This is a genomic window from Paraburkholderia sp. SG-MS1 (assembly GCF_012275575.1).
Taxonomy (GTDB): Bacteria; Pseudomonadota; Gammaproteobacteria; order Burkholderiales; family Burkholderiaceae; genus Paraburkholderia.
This window is the reverse complement of sequence record NZ_NPIH01000111.1, coordinates 1-18,672: the sequence shown is the minus strand read 5'-3', so window position 1 is coordinate 18,672 and position 18,672 is coordinate 1. Positions and strand designations below refer to the sequence as shown.

At 62.3% G+C, this 18,672-nt stretch carries 17 protein-coding genes and 1 pseudogene; 10 read left to right on the top strand and 8 right to left on the bottom strand.

Annotated features, from left to right (window positions below):
* Positions 1-75 precede the first annotated feature (75 nt).
* Both CIC12_RS08325 and CIC12_RS08320 read left to right on the top strand, forming a co-directional pair.
* Complete coding sequence (locus CIC12_RS08325) at positions 76-1,527, top strand: APC family permease (RefSeq protein ID WP_174771963.1); 1,452 nt, start codon at positions 76-78, stop codon at positions 1,525-1,527.
* Between the two features lie 57 nt (positions 1,528-1,584).
* Positions 1,585-2,799, top strand: a complete 1,215-nt coding sequence (locus CIC12_RS08320) for a porin (protein ID WP_168663667.1) — start codon at positions 1,585-1,587, stop codon at positions 2,797-2,799.
* Between the two features lie 21 nt (positions 2,800-2,820).
* Here CIC12_RS08320 and CIC12_RS08315 read toward each other — a convergent pair whose 3' ends face one another.
* Positions 2,821-3,186 (bottom strand): hypothetical protein, encoded by a 366-nt coding sequence (locus CIC12_RS08315; protein ID WP_168663666.1) that lies wholly within the window; start codon positions 3,184-3,186, stop codon positions 2,821-2,823.
* Positions 3,187-3,377: 191 nt separating this feature from the next.
* Positions 3,378-4,154: a trans-aconitate 2-methyltransferase gene (gene tam, locus CIC12_RS08310; RefSeq protein ID WP_168663665.1), complete on the bottom strand. Its 777-nt coding sequence runs from the start codon at positions 4,152-4,154 to the stop codon at positions 3,378-3,380.
* Between the two features lie 126 nt (positions 4,155-4,280).
* On the opposite strand from tam, the pseudogene CIC12_RS08305 reads away from it, so the two are divergent.
* The 3 genes and pseudogenes from CIC12_RS08305 to CIC12_RS08295 all read left to right on the top strand — a co-directional run.
* A pseudogene (locus tag CIC12_RS08305) lies at positions 4,281-4,487 on the top strand (LysR family transcriptional regulator); the annotation flags it as partial.
* Positions 4,488-4,660: 173 nt separating this feature from the next.
* Entirely contained in the window at positions 4,661-5,284 is a 624-nt protein-coding gene (locus CIC12_RS08300; protein WP_168663664.1) for a glutathione S-transferase family protein, read from the top strand.
* Between the two features lie 227 nt (positions 5,285-5,511).
* Positions 5,512-5,856, top strand: a complete 345-nt coding sequence (locus tag CIC12_RS08295; RefSeq protein WP_168663663.1) for a hypothetical protein — start codon at positions 5,512-5,514, stop codon at positions 5,854-5,856.
* Here CIC12_RS08295 and CIC12_RS08290 read toward each other — a convergent pair.
* A complete protein-coding gene (locus CIC12_RS08290; RefSeq protein WP_168663662.1) occupies positions 5,835-6,035 on the bottom strand; it encodes a hypothetical protein in 201 nt (66 codons plus the stop codon). The genes CIC12_RS08295 and CIC12_RS08290 overlap by 22 nt on opposite strands.
* Positions 6,036-6,069: 34 nt before the next feature.
* Positions 6,070-7,266 (bottom strand): enoyl-ACP reductase FabV, encoded by a 1,197-nt coding sequence (fabV, locus tag CIC12_RS08285; protein WP_168663661.1) that lies wholly within the window; start codon positions 7,264-7,266, stop codon positions 6,070-6,072.
* 161 nt (positions 7,267-7,427) lie between these two features.
* On the opposite strand from fabV, the gene CIC12_RS08280 reads away from it, so the two are divergent.
* The gene (locus CIC12_RS08280) at positions 7,428-9,923 is read left to right on the top strand and encodes a transglycosylase domain-containing protein (protein ID WP_168663660.1); all 2,496 of its coding nucleotides are present in this window, start codon (positions 7,428-7,430) and stop codon (positions 9,921-9,923) included.
* 339 nt (positions 9,924-10,262) lie between these two features.
* Here the strand turns inward: CIC12_RS08280 and CIC12_RS08275 are convergent, their stop codons facing one another.
* Entirely contained in the window at positions 10,263-11,618 is a 1,356-nt protein-coding gene (locus CIC12_RS08275; RefSeq protein ID WP_168663659.1) for an MFS transporter, read from the bottom strand.
* A gap of 314 nt (positions 11,619-11,932) precedes the next feature.
* Between CIC12_RS08275 and CIC12_RS08270 the strand changes: the two genes are divergently transcribed.
* Positions 11,933-12,265, top strand: coding sequence for a hypothetical protein (locus CIC12_RS08270; RefSeq protein ID WP_238812454.1), 333 nt, complete (start codon positions 11,933-11,935; stop codon positions 12,263-12,265).
* A 68-nt stretch (positions 12,266-12,333) separates the two neighbouring features.
* On the opposite strand, the gene CIC12_RS08265 is transcribed toward CIC12_RS08270, so the two are convergent.
* The gene (locus CIC12_RS08265) at positions 12,334-12,759 is read right to left on the bottom strand and encodes a cupin domain-containing protein (RefSeq protein ID WP_168663658.1); all 426 of its coding nucleotides are present in this window, start codon (positions 12,757-12,759) and stop codon (positions 12,334-12,336) included.
* Between the two features lie 4 nt (positions 12,760-12,763).
* Positions 12,764-13,462, bottom strand: a complete 699-nt coding sequence (locus CIC12_RS08260; protein WP_168663657.1) for an FMN-dependent NADH-azoreductase — start codon at positions 13,460-13,462, stop codon at positions 12,764-12,766.
* Between the two features lie 123 nt (positions 13,463-13,585).
* Between CIC12_RS08260 and CIC12_RS32775 the strand changes: the two genes are divergently transcribed.
* Complete coding sequence (locus CIC12_RS32775) at positions 13,586-13,885, top strand: hypothetical protein (RefSeq protein WP_194248378.1); 300 nt, start codon at positions 13,586-13,588, stop codon at positions 13,883-13,885.
* A gap of 77 nt (positions 13,886-13,962) precedes the next feature.
* Here CIC12_RS32775 and CIC12_RS08250 read toward each other — a convergent pair whose 3' ends face one another.
* Positions 13,963-15,024, bottom strand: coding sequence for a DNA-binding protein (locus tag CIC12_RS08250; protein WP_168663656.1), 1,062 nt, complete (start codon positions 15,022-15,024; stop codon positions 13,963-13,965).
* 163 nt (positions 15,025-15,187) lie between these two features.
* On the opposite strand from CIC12_RS08250, the gene CIC12_RS08245 reads away from it, so the two are divergent.
* Both CIC12_RS08245 and CIC12_RS08240 read left to right on the top strand, forming a co-directional pair.
* Complete coding sequence (locus CIC12_RS08245; RefSeq protein WP_168663655.1) at positions 15,188-16,408, top strand: tyrosine-type recombinase/integrase; 1,221 nt, start codon at positions 15,188-15,190, stop codon at positions 16,406-16,408.
* 441 nt (positions 16,409-16,849) lie between these two features.
* Positions 16,850-18,672 (top strand): M85 family metallopeptidase (locus CIC12_RS08240; protein ID WP_168663654.1); only part of this gene is annotated, 1,823 nt, incomplete at its 3' end.

Below are 18,672 nucleotides of genomic sequence, written 5' to 3'. Positions count from 1 at the left end.
GTCAAGCGAGCGCCATAACCAGCAGTGCAAGGGGTTCTGGCGAGTTTCAGACTAGCCAATAACATAGAGGCAGCGATGAACGAACCCTATTCGCCGACCAGTCTGGTCGACGCGGAGAACCCCGTGGAATTGAAGGGCAATACGCTGGGCTTGTGGCAGATCGTGTTTCTCGTGATTTCCGCGGCGGCGCCGCTGACCGGCATGCTCGGCGCGGTGCCGCCTGCGATCAGTCTCGGCAACGGCGCGGGCATTCCTGGCGCGTTCGTGATCGCCGGGCTCGTGCTGCTGATCTTCAGCGTCGGCTTTGCGTCGATGAGCCGGCACGTGGTGCGTGCCGGTGCGTTCTACGCCTACATCACCGCGGGACTCGGGCGGCCGTTGGGCATGGCCGGCGCGCTCGTCGCACTGATGTCGTACACGTTCATCCAGATCGCGCTGTACGGACTGTTTGGATTCTTCTGCACGGTGATCCTGTCGCCGCTGCTGCATACCGCGCTGCCGTGGTATGGCTATTCGCTGATCTGCGTGGCGGTGGTGCAATTCACCGGCATTCGCGGCATCGATCTGAATAGCCGCCTGCTCGGCGTGCTGATGTGTCTCGAACTCGGCATCCTCCTGCTGCTCGCGATTGCGATCGTGATCCACGGCGGCGGGCCCAACGGCCTCACGCTCGCGCCGCTCTCGCCGCAGCATGTTTTCAGCGGCCACCTCGGCATTGCGGTGATGTTCGCGTTCGCGTCGTTCATCGGTTTCGAAGCCACCGCGATCTACGGCAAGGAATGCCGCGATCCGAAAGTGACCGTGCCGCGCGCGACGTACGTGTCGGTCATACTGATCCTCGTGTTCTTCGCCTTCGTCACGTGGACCATCGTCTGCGCGTACGGTCTCGCCGACGTGGTCGACGTCGCGACCAGAGAGCCCGGCGATTTCTGGTTCATTCAATCCGGCAAGTACCTGGGTGGCGCGGTCACGACGGTGATGAGCTTCCTGCTGCTCAGCAGTATCTTCGCGAGTCTGCTGTCGTTTCATAACACGCTGGTGCGCTATATCCACGCGTTGAGCCTCGAAGGCATCCTGCCGCAAGCGCTGAACCGCGTGCATGAAAAATACCGTTCGCCGTACGTCGCGAGCTATCTGCAAACGCTGTCCGTGTGCGTGCTGCTCGGTCTGTTCATCGCGTCGGGCAGCGACGTGTTCAATATCGTGTTCAGCTGGAGTTCGGCGCTCGGCACGATCGGCATCGTGATGCTGCAAGCGGTGACGAGTTTTTCGGTGATCGCGTTCTTCCGCAAGACGCGCAAGGATACCCGCGTGTGGCACTCGTTCCTCGCGCCGCTGCTCGGCGGACTCGGCCTGCTGTATATCGGCGTGATTCTCGTGCGCAATCTCGATGCGCTGAGCGGCTCCGATAGCCCGATCGTCAAGTCCTTCCCCTGGATCGTGTTCGCCGTGGCGCTCGTCGGCGTGCTGATCGGTCTCATCCTGCGCAAGAAGCGGCCGGACATCTACGCGGGCTTCGGCCAGTAAGCGTCTCTGCGCATCAGTCCACGCTCACCACAGCTCACCTCACTTTCCGGCAAAAACATGGCAGAAAAATTCGTCAAGCGCTCGGCGCTTGCGCTGGCCGCGCTCGGCCTCGCGATGGGCGCACACGCGCAATCTTCAGTCACGCTGTACGGCACGGTCGATGCCGGCCTCGTCTACACCAGCAACCAGCAGACGACGCACGCCGACGGCAGCACCAGCGGCCACTCGAATTATCAGCTGGCGGGCGGCAACCTGGTGCCGTCGCGCTGGGGCCTGATGGGCACGGAGGACATCGGAGGCGGCACGACGGTCAACTTTACGTTGGAGAACAGCTTCCTGATCGGCAACGGCGCGATGCTGCAATCGAACACGCTGTTCAACCGCAACGCGTGGGTCGGTCTGAACAACGGTACATACGGCGCGCTCACCTTCGGCCGCCAGTACGATCCGTTCTCCGATTTCCTCGGCGCCTATGTGTCGAGCAACAATTGGGCGACGCTGTACGGCTCGCATTTCGGTGACGTCGACAATCTGAACGAGGCGTTCAACTTCAACAACTCGATCAAGTACATCAGCCCGAGCTTCGGCGGCTTCACGCTCGGCGGGCTGTTCAGTCTCGGCGGCGTCGCGGGCGATTTTTCACGCAACAAGGGATGGGCGCTCGCCGCGAATTACGTGCACGGGCCGTTGTCGCTGAGCGCGGGATATCTGGAGTTGAATCAGCCGCTGGACGCGGCATTGGGCGGCGCCAACGGTTATATCGGCGACTTCAGTTGCGCGAACCCCGGCGCGTCGTACTGCCTGCTGCAGGACGCGAGCAAGGTGCGAATAGTCGGGGCAGGGGGTTCCTATGCGTTCGGCAAGGCGAGCGTGGCGCTGACTTACACGCATACGCGGCTGTCGCAGAGTCAGTACTTCGCGAGTACAGCGCGGCCCGACGGCGCGGATATTTCGTTCGATATCGCCGAATTGAATACCACGTACGCGCTGGCGCCCGATTTGCAGCTAGGCTTCGCCTATATTTTCAACGACGCCAGACCGTCGGGCAGCGCGTCGACGCGGGTGCATCAGGTGAATCTGGGGGCGGTGTACAGCTTGTCGAAGCGCACCGCGGTGTATGCGGTGGCGATCGGGCAGAAGTCGTCGGGCGCGGGGCTGGCGATCGACCCATCGACGGGCGCCACGCAGAACCTCGCGCAGATTCCGAATATCGTCAACTCAGACTCGGATAAGCAGCTTTCTGTGATCGTCGGGTTGCGGCACAACTTCTGAACGCGCTGCACCCGCGATGACTCAATCCGCAAGCCGGCGATCCGCCAGCGCATTCTGGCAATCCGCCAGCACTTGCCTGACCAGTCGCGCTTGCGGATCGAGGTCGTCGGTATCGAGAATTTCCTCGACCGCGTCGCGCGCCCAATCGGTATCGACGAAACGGGCGTGGCGCTGCGCGATGTCGAGCGCCGTGGCCGACAGCTTCGCGATGCTTAGCCAGTCGGCCTCGCGCGCGCGGCGGTCGAGCCACTTGTGAGCGGCCTGCACGTGAAACGCCGCGTCGGGCCAGTCTTCGTTCAGGTAATAGGCGCCAAGGCTCCCGCATGTGAGCCAGCACAACAGCTCCAAACGGTCACGTGGACTCAGATGATGGCGTACATCACTCATGGCGACGCTCGCTGCTGTAAATTGCCCGGAGAGAACGGCGGGACGCCGTCCTCCGCTTTCAGCAACAATATCACGCAAAATTCAGGCGCGGCAATTTCCAGCGTATCCTGGCGCACTGTTTGCAGCAGGCACTCATGCGCTTTGCGCATGCTCGGGCGGCAGGCGTCGCCGAGCGGGGACGGTCCGCGCGGCTAACGCGTCGCGACGATGAAAAGCCGCGGGAACGGCAGCAGCACCGTGCCGTCGGGGAGCGCCGGATAGGCCTTCGCGATTTCGTCCTCGTAGCGTTGCAGGAAGGCCTGCTGTTCGACGTCGTCGAGCGGGGCGAGGAACGGCCGCAGCGAGCTGCCCTTGAACCAATCGACCACCGCGCCGGCCCCCCCGGCGAGCGGGTGATGGTAGACGGTGCGCCACACGTCGACCCGCGTGCACAGCGGCTTGAGCAGGCCGTAATACCAGTCGGCGCCAAAGCGCATGGTCCGCTCGACGCCCTTGAGCCGGGGCGCCCACGTGCCGTGCGCGGCGACCTCGCGCAGCAGACGGTGCGCGGGTTCGTCCAGATTGTCGGGCATCTGCACGCCGAGGCTGCCGCCCGGCGCGAGTTTATGCACAAGCGAGGGAAACAGCCGCTCGTGGCCGGGCACCCATTGCAGCACCGCGTTGGCAAGGATCAGATCGTACGGTCCCGGCGCGTCCCACGTCGAAATGTCGCTCACGTCGAAGCGCAATTGCGGCAGGCGCTGGCGGGCCGCCGCGATCATGTCGGCGGAGCTGTCCAGACCGACGATCGCCGCGCCCGGTGCATGCGTCGCAAGCGTTTCGGTGGAATTGCCGGGACCGCAGCCGAGGTCGACCGCGTGGCGCACGTCCGTCGCGGGGATCGCGGCGAGCAGGTCCCTCACCGGACGGGTGCGCTCGTTTTCGAACCGCATGTACTGTGCCGCCTGCCAAGCCGTTATCTCTGTCATCTGATGCTCCTTTGTAGGCGGGTCGTGCTGACTGGCCGGTTTGCGGCTGCGTTCAAAAGCGCATCCTCGACTCGATACGTCACCCCGGTAAAATGAATTTATCATTTTGATTTCTTCATTTTTCTAATGGAAATCGACACGCTCGGCGTTCAGGCCTTCGTCGCGATTGCGGATCGCGGCAGCTTTCAGGGTGCGGCCGATTCGCTGCACGTCACGCAAACGGCGATCACGCAACGGCTGCGCAAGCTCGAAGCGTTTCTCGGCGTCACGCTGATCGAGCGGACCACCCGGTCGATGGCGCTCACCGAAATCGGCGGCGGGTTCAATGCGCAAAGGCCCGCGCCGTCACGCGCGGTTGCAGCGACGGGAGATCCGCGCCGCGTCGAAGCCATCGCCGGTTTCCCTGCCGTCTCGCACCCGATCCCCGACTGGCGTTGCATCACATCGAACGCACGCAGGCAGCCGTCGCAGGCTTTCATCAGATCATCCATCCACGACAAACGACCATGCTCCAGATACTCGGCAAGACCTCATCGATCAACGTCCGCAAGGTGTTGTGGACCTGCACGGAACTCGGACTGTCCTTCGAGCAGGAAGACTGGGGGGCGGGATTTCGCGCGACGGACGTCGCGGAATTTCGCGCGCTCAATCCGAACGCGATGGTGCCCGTGATCCGCGACGGCGACTTCGTGCTGTGGGAATCCAATTCGATCATCCGCTACCTGGCGGGCCGCTATCACGGCGAGGCGATCTATCCGGGCGACCCGTGCGAGCGTGCGCGCTGCGACCAGTGGATCGACTGGCAGGCGAGCGAGCTGAATCGCTCGTGGAGTTACGCGTTTCTCGCGCTGGCGCGGCATTCTCCCGCTCATCAGGATCAGCAGCAGATCGCGCTGTCGTGCGCGAACTGGACGAAGCATATGGCGATCGTCGAAGGACAACTGGCGCGCACGGGCGCATTCATTGCGGGGCAGGCGTTCTCGCTCGCGGACATTCCGATCGCGCTGTCGGTGAACCGCTGGCTCGACACGCCGCTGCAGCACGAGGATTTCCCGGCCGTTAGCGCTTATATGGCTCGGCTGGCCGGGCGCGAAGGCTATCGCGACTACTGCCGCAACGGCACGCCTTAAGGCAATCGGCCGCGCCTCGCACGGCATGCAAAACACCCATTTTTGCCGAGGCGAGCAGCGCGACCGACGCGGCGCATCCTGCACCGCACCTGTCCTTTTCCTGCTCACCCTACTTACAAAAACCCACCGGAAAAGCTTACGGATTCGCACCTATACAACGCTTCTGCGCACCATGCCCCGACTCCCCTACAATGGCCGCTTTTGCGACACGGATTGAAGGTTCTACGATGCGGTTATGGAAATTCGCGCTGGCTTTGCTGACAGCGTTTTTCGCTCTCAATGCGAACGCCGAGATGACGGCGGCCCAGTACAAACAGTGGGCTCATGCGGATAACAACTCGATCTACGCCGCGTACATCACCGGCACGATCAACGCGTACGGCTGGGCGAACGGCGACCTGGTCGCGAAGAAGCGGCCGCAGCTATTCTGCCCGCCGCAGACGCTCGCGATCGGCAACCAGACCGTCTATCCGTTGCTCGACGCGTTTTTTGCCAACCACCCCGGCATTTCGGACGATTTTCCGATCGGCCTCGCGATTCTGCGTGCGCTTCAGGGCGCGTTTCCCTGCTGATGCCCGCGCGCCGCGCCTGAGGCCAGCCGGAAGGCATCGACGGCCCGCGCCTCGTTCGCGGCGAGCGTCGGCTGGGCGCGCGCAAGCCACTGCATGAGCGGCGTGAGCCCGACGCCGGCGATGGCACCGTCGAACGATTCGGACGAAACGAACAGCGCAACCGCGCGACGAGCCCGCATCGAGCGAGCCCGGCGCGCGCGTCAAACCTTAACCTCAAACCTGCACGAGCTTCGGAATCTGCACGTCGGGATTGACGTCTGCTTCGTAATCCACGCCCGCGATCTCGAAGCCGAACAGCCGCAGGAAATCGGTCTTGTAGCCGCTGAAGTCGGTGAGCTCGTAGATGTTCTCGTTGGTCACCTGGTTCCACAGCGCCTGCACGCGCTCCTGCACGTCGGGGTCGAGCTCCTTGTAGTCGGCGCGCAGACGGCCTTCGTCGTCCAGATGCGGCGCGGCGCCGTAGAGGCTTTCCTTGTACAGGCCGTAGACCTGCTCGATGCAGCCTTCGTGTGTGCCTTTCTCCTTCATGACCTTGAAGAGCAGCGACAGGTACAGCGGCATCATCGGAATCGCCGAGCTGGCCTGCGTGACCACCGCCTTGAGCACCGACACGCGCGCGTCGCCGCCCTTGGCCGCGAGTTTCGTGCGGATGCCCAGCACTTTCTGGTCGAGGTCTTTCTTGGCCGCGCCGATCGAACCGTTCCAGTAGATGTCGTGCGTGATCTTCTCGCCGAGATAGGTGAACGCGGTGGTCTTCGCACCGTCCGCGAGCACGCCGGCTTCGAGCAGCGCGTCGATCCACATCTGCCAGTCTTCGCCCCCCATGACCGCCACGGTGTGGTCGATCTCGGTCTGCGTCGCCGGTTCGAGGACCGTTTCCTTGATGACTTCCTTGTCCGTGTCGATGCCGCGCAGGTTGACGGCCTGGCCGACCGGCTTGAGCGTCGAGCTGAACACTTCGCCGCTCTTCGGATGCGTCCGCTTGGGCGCCGCGAGGCTGTACACGACGAGGTCGACCTGGCCGAGGTCGCGCTTGATGACCTCGATGGTACGCTGCTTGACTTCGTCGGAGAACGCGTCGCCGTTGATGCTGGTCGCGTACAGGCCTTTTTCCGTGGCGAATTTCTCGAACGCGGCGCTGTTGTACCAGCCTGCCGTGCCCGCCTTGGTTTCGCTGCCGGCGCGCTCAAAGAACACGCCGAGCGTGTCGGCGCCGCAGCCGAACGCGGCGCTGATGCGCGCGGCGAGGCCGTAGCCGGTGGATGCGCCGATCACGAGCACCTTTTTCGGGCCGTTGGCGATGGGACCGCGTGCGTTGACGTACTCGATCTGTTCGCGGACGTTGGCCTCGCAGCCGGCCGGATGGGTGGAAACGCAGATAAAGCCACGCACGCGCGGTTTGATGATCATGAAGCACCTCTTGTCGGAATTTGGCGACATTATAGTGGCCCCCGATTATTGCGGGCGCACCGCGCCGGTTTGCCGTCCCGGGTTGCCGTCCATCAGGCAAAAATCCGCCGCCGCCGCGCATCTTGGTAGGATTGCGCCTTTCCCGGCAGACGGTAGCAAGCGTGAAGCGCCTCATCCCCTCGTTTCTGGCGGCCCTCGACAAAGGCCTGACCTTCATCAACCCGCACATCGCGCAGGCGCTGTGGCACCTGCGCCATCCTACCCGCCGCGGCGTGGCGTGGGCATGTGCCGCGCTGCCGGTGCTGCTGCTCCTGTATGTGCTGCTGCTGATTCCGTTCACGCCGGGCATCGGCGACATCCGCAAGGCGAAGATCGAGCAGCCGGCACGCATTCTCTCGGCCGACGGCAAGCTGCTCGCCGAGTTCAAGCCGTCCAACCGCGCGTGGGTGAAGCTCAAGGACATCTCGCCGCATGTGGTGAGCGCGCTGATCGCGACCGAAGATCACCGCTTCTATGAGCATTTCGGCCTCGACTGGCGGCGCACCGCATCGGCCGCGCTACATACGTTTTCCGGCGACCGGCAGGGCGGCTCGACCATCACGCAGCAGCTCGCGCGCAATCTCTATCCGGACGAGATCGGCCGCGCGCCGACCCTCACGCGCAAGCTCAAGGAAGCGATCACGGCGTTCAAGATCGAAGCGCTCTACAGTAAGGACGAGATTCTCGAAACCTATCTGAACACGGTGCCGTTCCTGTACAACGCGTACGGCATCGAGATGGCGGCACGCACCTATTTCGACAAATCGGCGTCCGACCTGAACGTGCTGGAAAGCGCGACGCTCACCGGCATGCTCAAGGGCAATAGTTATTACAACCCGGTGCTGAACCCGGAGCGCGCGCTGGATCGCCGCAATACGGTGCTCGCTCAGATGGTCAAGTACGGCAAGCTGACGCCCGCCGCCTACGAGACGCTCAAGCGCCGGCCGTTGCGCATCGATTTCGAGCGTCAGACCGAGCCGCCCGGACCCGCGCCGCACTTCGCGCAGCAGCTGCGCAAGTGGCTCGCGGCATGGGCAGATCGCAACGACTACAACATCTACGCCGATGGCCTCGTGGTGCGCACCACCATCGATTCGCGCCTGCAGAACATGGCGACCCAGGCCGTGACGCTGCAGGGCAACCAGTTGCAGGGCATCGCGAATTCGGCGTGGGGTACGCGCTCGGGATGTTCGAACGGCCGGGATCTGCTGCAGACTTTCCTGCGCGAGACGCCCGAGTTCCGCGCCGCGAAAGACGCGGGCCTGAGCGACGACGACGCGCTCAAGCGCGTCGCATCCGATCACGATCTGGTGAAGTCGGTCTGCGAGACGAAAACGCGCGTGCAGGCCGACTTCCTCGCGATGGACCCGCGCAACGGGCAGATCAGGGCATGGGTCGGCAGCCGCGACTTCAGCCAGGACCCGTTCGACCACGTGCAGCAGGCGCGCCGTCAGCCGGGCTCGACTTTCAAGCCGTTCGTCTACGCGGCGGCCTTCGAGGCGGGCGCCAAACCGTCTGATACGCTGGTCGACAAGCCCGTCGAAATTCCGCTGGCGGGCGGCGAAGTCTGGCGTCCCAGCGACGAGGACGAACCAGGCGAGCGCGCCATCAGCCTGCGCGACGCGCTCGCGTTTTCGCGCAACCGCATCACCGCGCAAGTGATGGAGACGGTCGGCCCGAACAAGGTCGCGCGCCTCGCCCGCGCCATGGGCGTGCGCGACAGCGAACTCGACCCGGTGCCGTCGCTCGCGCTCGGCACAAGCCCGGTGACGCTCAAGGAAATGGTGTCGGCCTACGGCACGATCGCTAACCTCGGCGGCTATGTGGAACCGGTGATGGTCACGCGCATCGAAGATCGCAACGGCGAGGTGCTGGCCGATTTCGCGCCGGCGCCGTCCCGCCAGGAACTGCCCGCCGATGCCGCCCGCACACTGGTCGACGTGATGCGCGACGTCGTGAGCCGCGGCACCGGTTCGAGCATTCGCGGCCGCTTCGGCGTGCGCGGCGACGTCGCGGGCAAGACGGGTACGACCCAGGGCAACGCTGACGGCTGGTTCATCCTGATTCATCCGCAACTGGTGGCGGGCGCGTGGGTGGGCTTCAACGACAGCCGGGTCACGTTGCGCAGCGATTACTGGGGGCAGGGGGCACATAGCGCGCTGCCGATCGTCGGCGACTTCTTTCAGCGCGCGCAACGCTCGCGGCTGGTCGACACGCATGTCAAGTTCGATACGGCGCAGGAACCGGGCTGGTTCGCCGAACGCACCGGCCGGTTGCGCGACTGGCTCCGCCATTTGTTGGCGGCCTCCCCGCCCAAACCGGAGAAGCCGGTTGCGCCGCGCAGTCCGGTGCGCCGCGCGCCGGTTGAAACCGTTGCGCCTCAGGCGTCGGCAGCGTCCGCCGTGTCGGAAACCGTGGTCGAGCCGCGCGATTTGCCGCCGCTGCTGCAAGCGCCGGGGTCGACGCCGGGACCCACGAACGGGGCAGTCGACGGTGAAGCGCGCGGCGGCGGTGCGCCGGCCATCGCGCCGACGCCTACTCCGGACGATGTCGTGCCGCCGGATGCAGATAGCGCGCCCAGCGAAGGTGCCGCGACGAACGGCGGCGCGGCGCGCTGAGACTGAAGGCCGCCGCCGCGGGGCTCGGTCCTCGCGGTGCGGCGGCTGCGGTGCAAGCTGAGTATGATCGTGTCGCTGAGCGAGGCTTCGATTCCAGTGTTCTGAGCGCGGTCGCCCAAGCTCCCGCAAAGCACCGGTGCGGCCGGCGCGATCGCGTTGATCAGTATGCTCGGGCAGGGCGGCAGGGTCACGAGTCTCTGGCGCGCAGCACGGTCGTCTCGTCCCAGTGTGGCCGCTTCGGCTCACGCGTCGCGTGGCCTCGTCCTCGAGCCGGGGCTACCCGTGCTTCGCGCGCTGCGCGATTTGCTCCATCGCCGCATCTCTGCGCCCCATCCACCACTAAGATCGCGCCACATTGGCACCGCCCGCCGCGCGCGGATCCGGCAAGCCGGATGCCGACGCTTCGAGCGACGCATCGTGATGCAGCAGCAACACTGCCGCGACCCCCACGAGCCCCGCGCCCGACAGGCACAGCAAACCCGCGCCGAAGCCGCCGGTGCTGTCCTTGATCCAGCCCATCGCGAACGGTCCGAAGAATCCCGCCAGATTGCCGAGCGAGTTGATCGCCGCAATCCCGCCCGCCGCCGCGGCGCCCGACAGGAACGCGGCCGGCAACGTCCAGATCACCGGCAGGCAGCCGAAGATGCCGAACCCGGCGATCGACAATGCGATCATCTTCTGCACCGGATTGTCGAGTGCGGCCGCCGCCGCAATGCCGCCGGCCGCGACCAGCAGCGCGATCGCGACGTGCCATCGGCGTTCGAGCTTGCGGTCCGAATGCCGGCCCCACAGCACCATGCTGATCACGCCGACGATATACGGCAGCGACGTCACGAAGCCCGTTTGCAGGTTGGTGAGACCGAAGGACTTGACGATCTGCGGCAGGAAGAAGCTCAGCCCGTAATTGGTCGCGTTCGCGCCGAAGTAGATGAGGGCGATGGCAAGCACGCGCGGATTGATCAGCGCTTCCTTCACGCTGAAGGCGCGCACGGCTTCGCGATGCTCGCGCTCCTGCTTCTGGCGCGCGACCAGCCAGTCGCGCTCTTCGGCGGCGAGCCAGGTGGCGTCGGCGGGGCGGTCCGTCAGATAGAAGAGCACCGCAAACGAAAGGAACACAGCGGGCAACGCCTCGATCAGATACACCCACTGCCAGCCGGCGAGTCCGCCGTGGCCGTCCAGCGACAGCAACGCGCCGGAAATCGGCCCGCCGATCACCGTGGACAGCGGAATCGCCGCCATGAAATAGCCGACCACGCGGCCGCGATAGGCGGCCGGGAACCACAGCGTCAGCAGGAAAATGATGCCGGGAAAGAAGCCCGCTTCGGCCACGCCCAGCAGAATACGCAGGCCATAAAAGACATGCGCGGGGGAGAGTCCCGTGTAGCGCGAAATATCGGGGATGAACGCCATGGCCCCCGCGAGAATGCCCCACGTGAACATGATCCGCGCGATCCAGCGGCGCGCGCCGAAGCGTTCGAGCAGCAGGTTGGACGGCACTTCGAAGAAAAAATACGCGATGAAGAAGACCCCCGCGCCGAAACCGAACGCACTGGCCGACAGGTCGAGCGCCTTGTTCATCTGCAACGCGGCAAAGCCCACGTTGACGCGATCGAGATAGGCGATGAAATAGCAAAGAATCAGGAACGGCACGAGCCGAACCGTGACACGTTTCAGGGTGCGTGCTTCGAGCTCCATCGATGTCTCCTCCGGTTCACTTTCCGGTTTCGTTTGAACGGCGTCGTTACAGACTAGGCGCTCAAGTGCGTTTCCGGAAGGCTTTTACACAAGCCGCGATGTCGCAACGAGCGAGCAACGAATGTGCCGCAGTGACAAGAGGGAATGTAAGACGGAATGCGCCCGCGATGAAATGACGCGTAGATGCGCGCCGCAACGTTTCGAAAGATTGTTAATACGCGCGTAACAGTGTTTTCAGGTGGCGAGGCTGATCTCCTGCATGCGATTGCGGATAATTATGTTCGGTAATCCGCTAGAAAAAGTACAGGTATCGCATGGCTCCCTATCATCCCCTTCGACTACTCGAATCCAACCAGCGCGTGCGCGGTTTGATCGCAGCCGTGCTCGCGTGTGCGAGCCTCGTGGGCTGCGCATCGACGAGCGACGTCGTCGCGAGCGACAAGCCCGGCACTTATACGGTCGCCGCCAGCGCGACAGGCGGACGCATGGCATGGGCGCGCGCACATGAACACGCGGTGAACGAAGCGCGCGACTATTGTGAGCGTCGCGGGATGCAAAGCAGCGTCACGACGGAAACCGTCAGCGGTGTGCAGATGATGTCGGAGCACGCGTCGTCGGTCAATTTTGAGTGCCATCCGAAGTTCTAGTGTGAAGCGGGCACGGGCGGGAGATGCGCTCGCCGCTTTGCGTGGCAACGGGGACCGCTACCACGCCATCACTTCTTGTCGAACGTGACAAGGTTTTTATCTTTTGTATCCGCCACGAAAATAGCAAGCAGCTTTGCCGGTTCGGTCGCGCTCGCGTTTTCGCTGACCGTGTGATGGACTCCGGGCTTTTCGGTCCAGTATTCGCCCGCGTGATAGACGCGCTCCTCGCCATTGTTGACTCGGCTGCGGATCGCGCCCGACAGCACATAGCCGACCACGAAAGCCTGGCCATGCCGATGCGACGGCGATTTGCCGCCCGGCGCGTAGTCGACCACCAGCGCGGTCATCGTCTTGCCCGGCGCGTTCGCAATCGCTTCGGCGAAAGCGGGCGTGATCGTTTCGCGTGCGGTGGTATCGGCGGCGAACGCGGACTGCGAAGCGCCGACGATCGAGAATCCGGCCAAGGTCGCCGCGATAAGGGTGCGAATCTTCATTGCGTTACTCCTGACAAAGCGTCATGACTTGATTGTCCCGATCGACGGCGAGAACGTGCGGGGTAGCCTGAACCTGCTTCGCCCAATTTACCGCTACCTCGGCCAATTCCGCGCGCGCCCGTTCGAGTGCTTCGGCGCGTGCCGCGGGGTTCGCGAACTGCAGCGGCTGCGCATCGACGAAAGTCGGCCTCGCGACGCCGAGGAAGCCAAAAGCCGCTGTCAACGCCGGTGTGAGCGCATCCATCGATTCGTAGGGCGAGCCCGCACGCAAGTCCGCGCCACGGCTCGTGATGAACAGCACCTTCTGGCGCACGAGTTGCCCGGCGGTGCGGCCATCTTCTGAGTGCACGTAGGTGAGGCCGGTGCGCGTGACGCTGTCGATGTACGCTTTGAATGCAGAGGGCATCGACCAGTTGTACATCGGCATCGCAAAAACGAGCGCATCGGCGGCCAGCAGCCGCTCGCACAACGCATCCGATGCCGCCAGCGTCGCCTTCATCGCCGCCGTACGTTCGTGGGCGGGCGTGTAGGTCGCGATCGCGAAAGCTTCCGTGACGTGTGGCGGGGTATCGACCGCGACGTCCAGATAGTCGACTTCGAGGTTCACGCGCTCTTCGCGCAGGCGTTCCAGAAAATAGCGGCTCAATGCGCGGGAGTTGGAGCGCTCGCGTTTCGCGCTGGCGTCGACGTGCATGATCTTCATGAGTTGCGTCCTTCCGTTATTGATTAACGTGAGGGCAGATTAGAGGCTCGACTGGCTTGATGAAATGACCGGTTTTGTCTAATTCAAGGTAACCACCTGACGCGCCGCCCACGATCTCGGAAAATGGGCCGCGCCATGAAACACCGAAGTATCGCAAGCGTGTCGGTGGACGAGGGCAGGTGGGTGATCATGCGGTTCGCGGCCGCCAGCGCGATCGCGATTCCATTGACCGGCTGGCTCATGCAAGGCGTCGGGCAGAATCAGCTCATGCTCGACAAAGGCAAGGACCTCGACCGTTCATTCGCCGGTGATCGTCGCGGTGACGGTGTTCGCGGCAATCCGCTTCGCGTTTTTCGTGATCTTCTGGGAGTTGACCGAAAAAATCCGATCGTCGATCTGAGATTGAAGCGGGCGGATTCATGAGCGCCCGCTGAGGTGCTCATAGCGCAGGCCTCAAAATTTTCAACGCCGCCGCCATTGCCTTTACTGCGGCGCGGCGTTCATCGCTTGTTGTTCGGCGGGCGTCGGACGAACGGCCCACCCGAGAAATCGACCGACGCACGCGCCTGAGGTTCGGCCTTGGCGCGAGAACGGCGAGCAGGGCGTCCAGAGGGGGGCTCGGTGCGCGCCGTTTCGAGTCGCCGCGACATCGTTTCAAGACGCTGGCGAAGGAGGTCCGTCGAAGCGATCCGCTCAACGAGCAACGCATCTTTTTCGGCCAGCTGCGCATCGATCGCCGCACATCGCGATCTCGACGCAGCCAGTTCTGCCTTCGCGGTGGCGAGCCCATCGCGCAAGGCGTCACGCTCAGTGCGATGTTCGGTCTCCAGTGACGCGATCCGTTCGTTGGCCGCTTGCAGTTCCTTGCGTGCGCGACCGGCCGCCGCCCGTTCGCTCTCGATTTCGAGCAACGCCCGCTTTTCGGTCGCCGCCAGCCGCTGTTCGTTCAGATCGTGCGACTGGCGCAATTTGGCCAACTCTTCAGCGAAATCGCGTCGTGCGTCAGCCAGTGCGGCCGCGCCTGCCGATATTTCGTCCTTCGACACTGCCAGTTGCCCGCTCAGCATGTCGTTTGCCGTTTGCAATTCCACGAGGCGCGCTTCCAGTCCGCTGATCTGCTGGCCCAGCGCGGCTGCACTGCTGGCAGCCTGGTCGGCCTTCAGCGCCGCGTCATTGCGCTGCGCTTCCATGTCCTTCGCTTGCTGGCGAGCGGCGACGACGTCCGACTGCGCGTCCTGCCTGAACACGTCCAGCGCGGCGGTTGCGGCGTCGCTCGACAGCCGCCACAGGTTGGCGGCCAGATCACCCGCCGCCTTGGCGACCTCGGGCGGCAAGTCCGGGCGGCCGACGTCGACGCGGGTCTTTTCGCGCACTTCGACCCAGAAGTCGCGCAGCGCCTTGGCCGGCGCGCTCATGCTGCCTTTGCGCACCAGTTGGTAAAGCCGGTTGGCGGTCGGGGTTTCGCCGTAGCGGAAGAACATCAGCGCGCAAACCTCGCGATACAGCGCTTGCGTGTCGGCGGCATGTTCGCGAACGGCTTCAATGTCGGCTTCAAGTGTCATGGGCGCGCGAAAAGATTAAAAATCAAGGTATGTTGATAATACAACGTAAATCCATTATTTCGCTACATATCTCCTTCCAATACACGACATTAGTACTATAATGTCGTGTATGTTTATGCTTGTCTGATTTGGCGTTTCCTTGTAATCCCGGAGCCCTCAAACTGTGTCCAATGCCCAGCTAGCCACCGTACAGCCGGTCGAATCGCTTGCCGTGCCAGAAAGTCTCGATGGCCGCGACGGCACCAATCGCGGCGCGATCGAGGCTTCCCAGCTATCGGCCCGCAACGATCTCGATGCCGTGCGCGCATGGCTGTCGAATTATGCCGACACGAAAACCACCTTCGACAACTACCGTAAGGAAGCCGAGCGGCTGCTGTTGTGGGCGGTCGTGCAACTGGGCAAGCCGCTGTCATCGCTGACCCACGAAGATCTGCTGGTATTCAAAACGTTTCTCGTGGATCCGCAGCCCGCCAGCCGCTGGGTGTCGGCCAACGGCGGAAAATATCCGCGCGGCGACGAGCGCTGGCGGCCGTTCAACGGGCCGCTGTCGCCGGCGAGCCAGCGGCAGGCGCTGATCATCCTGAATGCGATGTTCACGTGGCTGGTCAACGCCGGCTATCTGCGCGGCAATCCGATGGCCTTGCTGCGGCAACGGGCCAAACGCTCCGCGCCGCGCGTCACGCGCTATCTGTCGACGTCGCTCTGGGATGAAGTGAAGCTTTTCGTGGAACAACTGCCGCAGGACACCGACGCGCAACGCGCCTACTACGCACGCTGCCGCTGGCTGACCACGCTGTTCTATCTGCAGGGCATGCGGATTTCCGAAGTCGCCGGCGGCCAGATGGGCAGCTTTTTCCGCCGGCTCGGCGCGGACGGCAAAGATCAATGGTGGCTCGAAACGCTGGGCAAGGGCGAAAAGGAGCGGATCGTCCCCGTCTCAGTAGAACTGGTCCAGGAGTTACGCAGCTACCGGATCCAGAATGGGCTCGCCGCCCTGCCCACCCGCTCCGAGGAAACGCCGCTCGTGATTCCGTTCAAGGGCAGAAACCGCTGTCTGTCGCGCTCCGCGGTCCATGACGCGATCAAGGGCATTTTCAGTGGCGCGGCGTCGTGGCTGCGCGCGCGAGGTCCGGAGTTCGCCGATCGCGCCGATGAACTCGAACGGGCGTCGGCTCACTGGCTGCGCCATACCGCAGGTTCCCATCAGGCCGATGGGGGCGTCGACCTGCGCACCATCCGCGACAACCTCGGACACGTATCGCTCAATACGACGAGTCTTTATCTGCACACGGAAGATGACGCGCGGCACAAGGAAACCGTTAATCGTCACCGAATGAACTGGGACGCGGGCAAGAGCAAAGATGATCCTGCGGGCGATGCCTGATGGGCAGAGGCCTGCATCGTGGGGGGCTTTTTCGAATGGATGTGAGGCACGGTATTTTGCCGACGCAACTACCCATTGTGGCGCAAAACACCCGCCAAACGCACTCCGCAGATTGACGGTGATGACGCCCGCGTTCTACAGCGCGGCGATTTTGCCGACATGAAAAACGATAGATCGCCTAGCCCCTGGTTTCTTTTTCCCGGCAGCAGCCATCCGGTGCGCGGTGCGTCGGTATCACCGCTTTAATCCGAGCCTGTAGGACATTGGAGTTGTCGGTTGAGCGTGACGTGATAGTCACCTGCGAGTTGGTACGCCGTAGACCCGTCACAATTAGTCGAAGCCAAGCGTGACAAGGGGTAGCCGGAAGCGGTCTTCCCGTGCGGCGAAAAGGCAGACTGGCAAAACCATTAGAGTCAGTGTTGACGTGAAAAGGAAACGCTCATGAGCTCAGTGCATCCAGTACCGGTTAGCCTGCAGAATTTCATCGATGCTGCTCCCGGCAAGGGTGGCTCGTCAGAACGTCCGGCAGAATCGTCCACAGGTTATACGCCATCGCATGCTGGTATGGCGTCCCGCCGGCTTCCGTTTGGCCAGCCCAGGAATGACAACAAAAACGATCATTCCATTAAAAAAAGAGCGGCACCTGAAATTGGCGAAACAAAAAATGGGCCGGACAATGATTTTATAAATAAACTGAAAAATTATATCCAGAAACCTGCGCATGGCCGCCTCAAGGCATTTTTTCGGAACAATGATCAAAATCCGGAGATTGCTATCTCGGAGGTGGTTCAAAGGCTATTAAGAAGGCTTATGCGCCAGGTCGATGCCCCGCGGTCTCCCGGGGACGACATCAGTGCTACCGTGCTCAGGGTGAGCAGAATGTCCGATGACAGCGATAATCTTCGGACACAAGACGCACGTGTAAAACTACCTCCCGACTTTTTCTATTGGGAGCCAATTATCAGTGCCGTGAATAAGGGTGATTATGGTACGGCACTTGATGTTATGACAAGAGAGCTCTGGCTTTCAGTCAGGCTGGCGAGTGACAAATTACCTGACGACTCTGGCGGGACTGCGCCCGCACTGACCAGTAGCGCAGGTCGCCCGAAAAAAACCACTGATTTGGTGAGGAATGAGTTTGATCACCAATTTTCAACCAATATTATAGATGAAAAATTGCCTGGCAATTCCGGGCAGAATGCGCCCACATCGAGCGGTAGCGCAGATAAAACAAAAAAACACACTGATTCTGTCACGGACGAATACGATGACGATTTCGCGGAAACGATAATTGAAACGAGTAAAAATCCTACGCAGGAGGAAGTGGAGTCTGCGAAACAAGACATTCGCAGCTCCGTGAGGGCCAGCCGTAGCCGGCTGGTGGACGAATATACGAGCAACATGATCGATAGTACCATGCGTGAAGTGCTGAGCTCGTCACCTACCTTTCTTGCAATACTCGGCTACAACAACAATCGAAATCTGCCACACATCAGGAATGCCATATACAGGACCGCATTTCGAATTAATGAACAACGCGAAAAAATCCCGATCTGGAGAAATAGAAAGGGCTCCACAGATGCCGGCATTTATATTGGTCCAGCGCCAAATAGGCAATCGGCACATTTTCCAACATGGCAATCCTCGCTCATCCACGAATATATACATTATCTTACCAATGCAAAGGATCCATATGGAGCGGAAGCAAAAACCAGACATGGACCGACCGAGATTCTCACGCACAGGGTAGCAGCCGAAATGGGCTGGTCCATGCCTGTATTCGACGGATACATGGACCCGGCTCGTGTAGCATATATTAATAACTTCTATCGTGAATCGATGCGTGAAGTTGAGGATAGACATGCAGATGATCTGGCTGCTTTTTTACAAAGATTTCAAACCATTAGCGATGGCAATGAGGCAAGTCCAGATTTCGGTGAGTTGAGGAATGCGCCGGGTACATCGGACGTTGCCCGTGGCCAAAACAACACGAACGCTTCTCCAGAGGCAGTTGTCGACAACCCGGATATAACCGGGCAGTCGAGCGGGGTTCGTCCTTTTCCATTTGTCGACAGCAGTCCTTCCGGGGCGCCGAGCGGGTATCAGAGTGCGTTGGCTGCGACCAGCGCGAGCTGGGAGACGAAGAGCCGGTTTTTCAAATATGGCGTGCAGATAGAGGGCAATCCTCATTTACGTCGGTACCAATTCCCAGAGGGAGGCCGGGTCGTCATGGAGGCTCATGAACCAGTGCTGTACATCAATGT